General features: G+C 70.2%; 2 protein-coding genes. Both read right to left on the bottom strand.

All coding sequences use genetic code 11. From position 1 onward, the window contains the following. Positions 1-56: 56 nt before the first annotated feature. Positions 57-1,517, bottom strand: coding sequence for a glutamate synthase subunit beta (locus tag ACZ3X1_RS25400; protein ID WP_356812082.1), 1,461 nt, complete (start codon positions 1,515-1,517; stop codon positions 57-59). Beyond that, positions 1,510-6,048 carry a glutamate synthase large subunit gene (gene gltB, locus ACZ3X1_RS25395; protein WP_467281176.1) on the bottom strand — a complete coding sequence of 1,513 codons (4,539 nt, stop codon included), beginning with the start codon at positions 6,046-6,048 and terminating at the stop codon, positions 1,510-1,512. The genes ACZ3X1_RS25400 and gltB overlap by 8 nt, the downstream gene beginning before the upstream one ends. Positions 6,049-6,455: the final 407 nt, after the last annotated feature.

Raw genomic sequence — 6,455 nt, 5'->3', positions numbered from 1 at the left:
CGGACTCCGCACCGCCGGTCGCAGGCCGCCTGCGGCCGAGCGGTGCGCTGCGGGTGTTACACCGTCAGCGACCGGTCCGTCGGCTTGACCGGGTACGGGAGGGTGCTGCTGCCGGTCAGGAAGCGGTCCACGCCGCGGGCGGCCGAGCGGCCCTCCGCGATGGCCCAGACGATCAGCGACTGGCCGCGGCCCGCGTCGCCGGCGACGAAGACGCCGTCGACGTTGGTCGCGTAGGAGGCGTCGCGGTCGATGTTGCCGCGGGCGTCCAGGTCCACGCCGAACTGCTGGACCAGGCCGTTCGCCTGGTCGGTGCCCGTGAAGCCCATCGCCAGGGTCACCAGCTGCGCGGGGAGGACGCGCTCGGTGCCGGGCTTCTGGACGAGCTTGCCGTCGACGAACTCGACCTCGACCAGGTGCAGGGCCTTGACGTTACCGTCCTCGTCGCCCTCGAAGTGGGTGGTGGAGACGGAGTAGACCCGCTCGCCGCCCTCCTCGTGGGCCGAGGTGACCTTGTAGAGCATCGGGAACGTCGGCCACGGCTGGTTGGCGTTCCGCTCCTCGCCCGGCTTCGGCATGATCTCCAGCTGCGTGACCGAGGCCGCGCCCTGGCGGTGGGCGGTGCCCACGCAGTCCGCGCCGGTGTCGCCGCCGCCGATGACGACCACGTGCTTGCCCTCGGCGGTGATGGGGGGCGCCATGAAGTCGCCCTCCTGCACCTTGTTCGCGAGCGGCAGGTACTCCATGGCGAAGTGGATGCCGTTCAGCTCGCGGCCCGGGACCGGCAGGTCGCGCGAGACGGTGGCGCCGGCCGCGACGACCACCGCGTCGAACCGCTTGCGCAGGTCGGTGGCCGTGATGTCACGGCCGACCTCGATGCCGGTGCGGAACTTGGTGCCCTCCGCGCGCATCTGCTCGATGCGGCGGTTGATGTGCACCTTCTCCATCTTGAACTCGGGGATGCCGTAGCGGAGCAGGCCGCCGATGCGGTCCGCGCGCTCGTACACGACCACGGTGTGGCCGGCCCGGGTCAGCTGCTGGGCGGCGGCCAGGCCGGCCGGGCCCGAGCCGATCACGGCGACGGTCTTGCCGGACAGGCGCTCCGGGGCCTGCGGGGTGACGTCCCCGTTGTCCCACGCCTTGTCGATGATCGAGACCTCGACGTTCTTGATGGTCACGGCCGGCTGGTTGATGCCGAGCACGCACGCCGACTCGCACGGGGCCGGGCACAGGCGGCCCGTGAACTCCGGGAAGTTGTTCGTCGCGTGCAGCCGCTCCGACGCCGCCGCCCAGTCGTCGCGGTAGGCGAAGTCGTTCCACTCGGGGATCAGGTTCCCCAGCGGGCAGCCGTTGTGGCAGAACGGGATGCCGCAGTCCATGCAGCGGCCGGCCTGCTTGCTGATGATCGGCAGCAGCGAGCCCGGGACGTAGACCTCGTTCCAGTCCTTCAGCCGGTCGGCGACGGGACGGGAGCAGGCGGTCTCGCGCGTGGTGGTGAGGAAGCCCTTCGGGTCAGCCATTGGTCGCCGCCTCCATCATCTTCTCCGTGGTCTCGGATTCCGAGAGTCCGGCGAGCTCAGCGGCGTCCTTGGCGGCGAGCACTGCCTTGTACGTGGTCGGGATGATCTTGCTGAAGCGGTCCACCGCGACGGACCAGTCAGCCAGGAGCTTCGCGGCCACGGTCGAGCCGGTCTCCTCTTCGTGGCGGCGCACCACATCGTGCAGCCACTGCTTGTCCGCGTCGGACAGGGCCTCGACGGCGCCCGCGTTGCCGACGTTGACGTTGTGCGGGTCGAGGTCGATGACGTACGCGACGCCGCCCGACATGCCTGCCGCGAAGTTGCGGCCCGTCTCGCCCAGGACGACCGCCGTGCCGCCGGTCATGTACTCGCAGCCGTGGTCGCCCACGCCCTCCGAGACGACCAGGGCGCCGGAGTTGCGGACGCAGAAGCGCTCGCCGGTGCGGCCGCGCAGGAACATCTCGCCGCCGGTGGCTCCGTAGCCGATGGTGTTGCCGGCGATGGTGGAGTACTCGGCGAGGTGGTCGGCGCCGCGGTCCGGGCGGACCACGATGCGGCCGCCGGAGAGGCCCTTGCCGACGTAGTCGTTGGCGTCGCCCTCCAGGCGGAGGGTGACTCCCTTCGGGACGAAGGCGCCGAAGGACTGGCCGGCGCTGCCGGTGAACGTCAGGTCGATGGTGTTGTCGGGCAGGCCCGCACCGCCGAACTTCTTGGTGACGTGGTGTCCGAGCATGGTGCCGACGGTCCGGTTGATGTTCCGGATGGCGACCTGGGCGCGGACCGGCTGGGCGGCCTCGGCGGACTCGGCGTTCAGCGCGTCGGCCGCCAGCTCGATCAGCTCGTTGTCGAGGGCCTTCTCCAGACCGTGGTCCTGCTCGATCAGGGCGTGGCGCACCGCGCCCTCGGGCAGCTCGGGCACGTAGAAGAGCGGCTCCAGGTCGAGGCCCTGCGCCTTCCAGTGCGTGACGGCCTTGGTGGTGTCGAGGAGCTCGGCGTGGCCGACGGCCTCCTCGATGGTGCGGAAGCCCAGCTCGGCGAGGATTTCGCGCACCTCCTCCGCGATGAACTCGAAGAAGTTCACGACGAACTCGGGCTTGCCGGAGAAGCGGTCCCGCAGGACCGGGTTCTGCGTGGCGATGCCGACCGGGCAGGTGTCCAGGTGGCAGACGCGCATCATGACGCAGCCGGAGACCACGAGCGGGGCGGTCGCGAAACCGAACTCCTCGGCGCCGAGCAGCGCGGCGATGACGACGTCGCGGCCGGTCTTGAGCTGGCCGTCGGTCTGGACGACGATGCGGTCGCGCAGGCCGTTGAGCAGCAGGGTCTGTTGGGTCTCGGCGAGGCCGAGCTCCCAGGGGCCGCCCGCGTGCTTGAGCGAGGTGAGCGGGGAGGCGCCCGTACCGCCGTCGTGGCCGGAGATGAGGACGACGTCCGCGTGGGCCTTGGAGACACCGGCGGCGACCGTGCCCACGCCGACCTCGGACACGAGCTTCACGTGGATGCGCGCGGCCGGATTGGCGTTCTTGAGGTCGTGGATCAGCTGGGCCAGGTCCTCGATGGAGTAGATGTCGTGGTGCGGCGGCGGGGAGATCAGGCCGACGCCCGGGGTGGAGTGCCGGGTCTTGGCGACCCACGGGTAGACCTTGTGGCCGGGCAGCTGGCCGCCCTCGCCGGGCTTGGCGCCCTGCGCCATCTTGATCTGGATGTCGTCCGCGTTGACCAGGTACTCGCTGGTGACACCGAAGCGGCCGGAGGCGACCTGCTTGATGGAGGAGCGGCGCGCCGGGTCGTACAGGCGCTCCGGGTCCTCGCCGCCCTCACCGGTGTTGGACTTGGCGCCCAGCTGGTTCATGGCGATGGCGAGGGTCTCGTGCGCCTCCTTGGAGATGGAGCCGTACGACATGGCGCCGGTGGAGAAGCGCTTGACGATCTCGGAGACCGGTTCGACCTCGTCGATGGAGATCGACGGGCGGTCGGACTTGAAGCCGAAGAGGCCGCGGAGCGTCATCAGGCGCTCGGACTGCTCGTTCACGCGGTCCGTGTACTGCCGGAAGATGTCGTACCGGCGGTTGCGGGTGGCGTGCTGGAGGCGGAAGACCGTCTCCGGGTCGAACAGGTGCGGCTCGCCCTCGCGGCGCCACTGGTACTCGCCGCCGATCTCCAGCGCGCGGTGCGTGGCCGCGACGCCGGAGACGGGGTACGCCTTGGCGTGGCGGGCGGCCACCTCCTTGGCGATGACGTCCAGGCCGGCGCCGCCGATCTTGGTGGCGGTGCCGTTGAAGTAGGTCTCGACGAACTCGTCGTTGAGGCCGACGGCCTCGAAGACCTGTGCGCCGCGGTAGGAGGCGACGGTGGAGATGCCCATCTTGGACATGACCTTCAGGACGCCCTTGCCGAGCGCGTAGATCAGGTTCTTGATGGCCTGCTCCGGCTCCAGGCCGGACAGGAAGGTACCGGCGCGCAGCAGGTCCTCGACGGACTCCATGGCCAGGTACGGGTTGACCGCGGCGGCGCCGTAGCCGATGAGCAGGGCGACGTGGTGGACCTCGCGGACGTCGCCGGCCTCGACCAGCAGGCCCACCTGGGTGCGCTGCTTGGTGGCGATGAGGTGGTGGTGCACGGCGGCGGTGAGCAGCAGCGACGGGATGGGCGCGTGCTCGGCGTCCGAGTGGCGGTCCGAGAGGACGATCAGGCGGGCGCCGTTGGCGATGGCCGCGTCGGCCTCGGCGCGGATGTCCTCGATCCGGGCGGCGAGCGCCTCGCCGCCGCCGGAGACCCGGTAGAGGCCGGAGAGCGTGGCGGCCTTCATGCCCGGCATGTCGCCGTCGGCGTTGATGTGGATGAGCTTGGCCAGCTCGTCGTTGTCGATCACCGGGAAGGGCAGGGTGACGCTGCGGCAGGACGCGGCGGTCGGCTCCAGCAGGTTGGACTGCGGGCCGATCGAGGACAGCAGCGAGGTGACGAGCTCCTCGCGGATGGCGTCCAGCGGCGGGTTGGTGACCTGCGCGAACAGCTGGGTGAAGTAGTCGAAGAGCAGCCGGGGGCGCTCGGACAGGGCGGCGATCGGGGAGTCCGTGCCCATGGAGCCGAGGGGCTCGCCGGCGGTCCGGGCCATCGGCGCGAGGATGACGCGCAGCTCTTCCTCGGTGTAGCCGAAGGTCTGCTGGCGGCGGGTGACCGAGGCGTGCGTGTGCACGATGTGCTCGCGCTCGGGCAGGTCCGTCAGCTCGATCTCGCCGGTCTCCAGCCATTCGGCGTAGGGGGCGGCGGAGGCGAGCTCGTTCTTGATCTCGTCGTCCTCGACGATCCGCTTCTGGGCGGTGTCGACGAGGAACATCTTGCCGGGCTGGAGGCGGCCCTTGCGGACGACCTTGGCCGGGTCGATGTCGAGGACGCCGACCTCGGAGCCCAGGACGACGAGGCCGTCGTCGGTGACCCAGTAGCGGCCGGGGCGCAGTCCGTTTCGGTCGAGGACCGCGCCGACCTGGGTGCCGTCGGTGAAGGTGACGCAGGCCGGGCCGTCCCAGGGCTCCATCAGCGTGGAGTGGTACTGGTAGAAGGCGCGGCGGGCCGGGTCCATGGAGGTGTGGTTCTCCCACGCCTCCGGGATCATCATCAGCACGCTGTGCGGCAGCGACCGGCCGCCGAGGTGGAGCAGCTCCAGGACCTCGTCGAAGGAGGCCGAGTCGGAGGCGTCCGGGGTGCAGATGGGGAAGATGCGGTCGAGCGCGCCCTCGCCGAAGGCGGCGGACGCGAGCTGGGACTCGCGGGCCTTCATCCAGTTGCGGTTGCCCTTGACCGTGTTGATCTCGCCGTTGTGCGCGACGAAGCGGTACGGGTGGGCGAGCGGCCACGACGGGAAGGTGTTCGTGGAGAAGCGCGAGTGGACCAGGGCGAGCGCCGAGGCGAAGCGGCGGTCGGAGAGGTCCGGGAAGAAGGGCTCCAGCTGGCCGGTGGTCAGCATCCCCTTGTAGACGATGGTGCGGGCGGAGAGCGACGGGAAGTACACGCCGGCCTCGCGCTCGGCGCGCTTGCGCAGCACGAACGCCTTGCGGTCCAGCTCGATGCCGGTCGTCCCGTTGCTCACGAAGAGCTGGCGGAAGGCGGGCATGGTGGCGCGGGCGCCGTTGCCGAGCAGGTCGGGGGTGACCGGGACCTCGCGCCAGCCGAGGACCGTGAGGTTCTCCTCGGCGGCGATGGCCTCGATCTGCTCCGCGGCGACGGCCTGTGCGGTGCCGTCGGCGGGGAGGAAGGCGATGCCGACGGCGTACGCGCCGGCCTCGGGGAGCTCGAATCCGGCGACCTCGCGCAGGAAGGCGTCCGGCACCTGGGACAGGATTCCCGCGCCGTCGCCGGAGTCCGGCTCGGAGCCGGTGGCGCCACGGTGCTCGAGGTTCCGCAGAACGGTCAGTGCCTGCTCAACGAGGGTGTGGGTGGCCTCGCCGGTGAGGTTCGCCACGAATCCGACGCCGCAGGCGTCCTTCTCGTTGCGCGGGTCGTACATGCCCTGCTGGGCGGGGCGACCGTCCATGGGCGACCAGGCGGTGTTCAGGCCGGTCGCGGAGTGCGTGGATGCGGAACGCATCGGCTCTCCCGTCGTCGTCGTGGCATATGTGCATAGCCGAGGGACGACGTTGGCCCTCTGCGAAATTTCGTGCAGATTACATGATGACGACAATCCCGAGAAGCGGATATGCCATTCCAGCATGCGGACACTGCGCGAGGCAGGAAGAAGGGACTTTCGCGGCGCTCTACGGGCGGACCGAGGGGGTAACGCGAGGTAACCCGGCTGTCGCGGCGTATCGCGTGGGGCGAAGGTCCCGGTACAGGGCGGGCATCATTGCCCACCCGGAGTCCTGGTGTGATGCCCGGCGGACACGGGATCGAAACCGCCGAGTAACGGACTACTTATGTTGCGTCCTGCATAGTGTCTCACTC

It is taken from the genome of Streptomyces sp. NPDC023541 (assembly GCF_055559995.1).
Note: the sequence above shows the minus strand (reverse complement) of the source record. Positions and strands in the feature narration are given on the sequence as shown.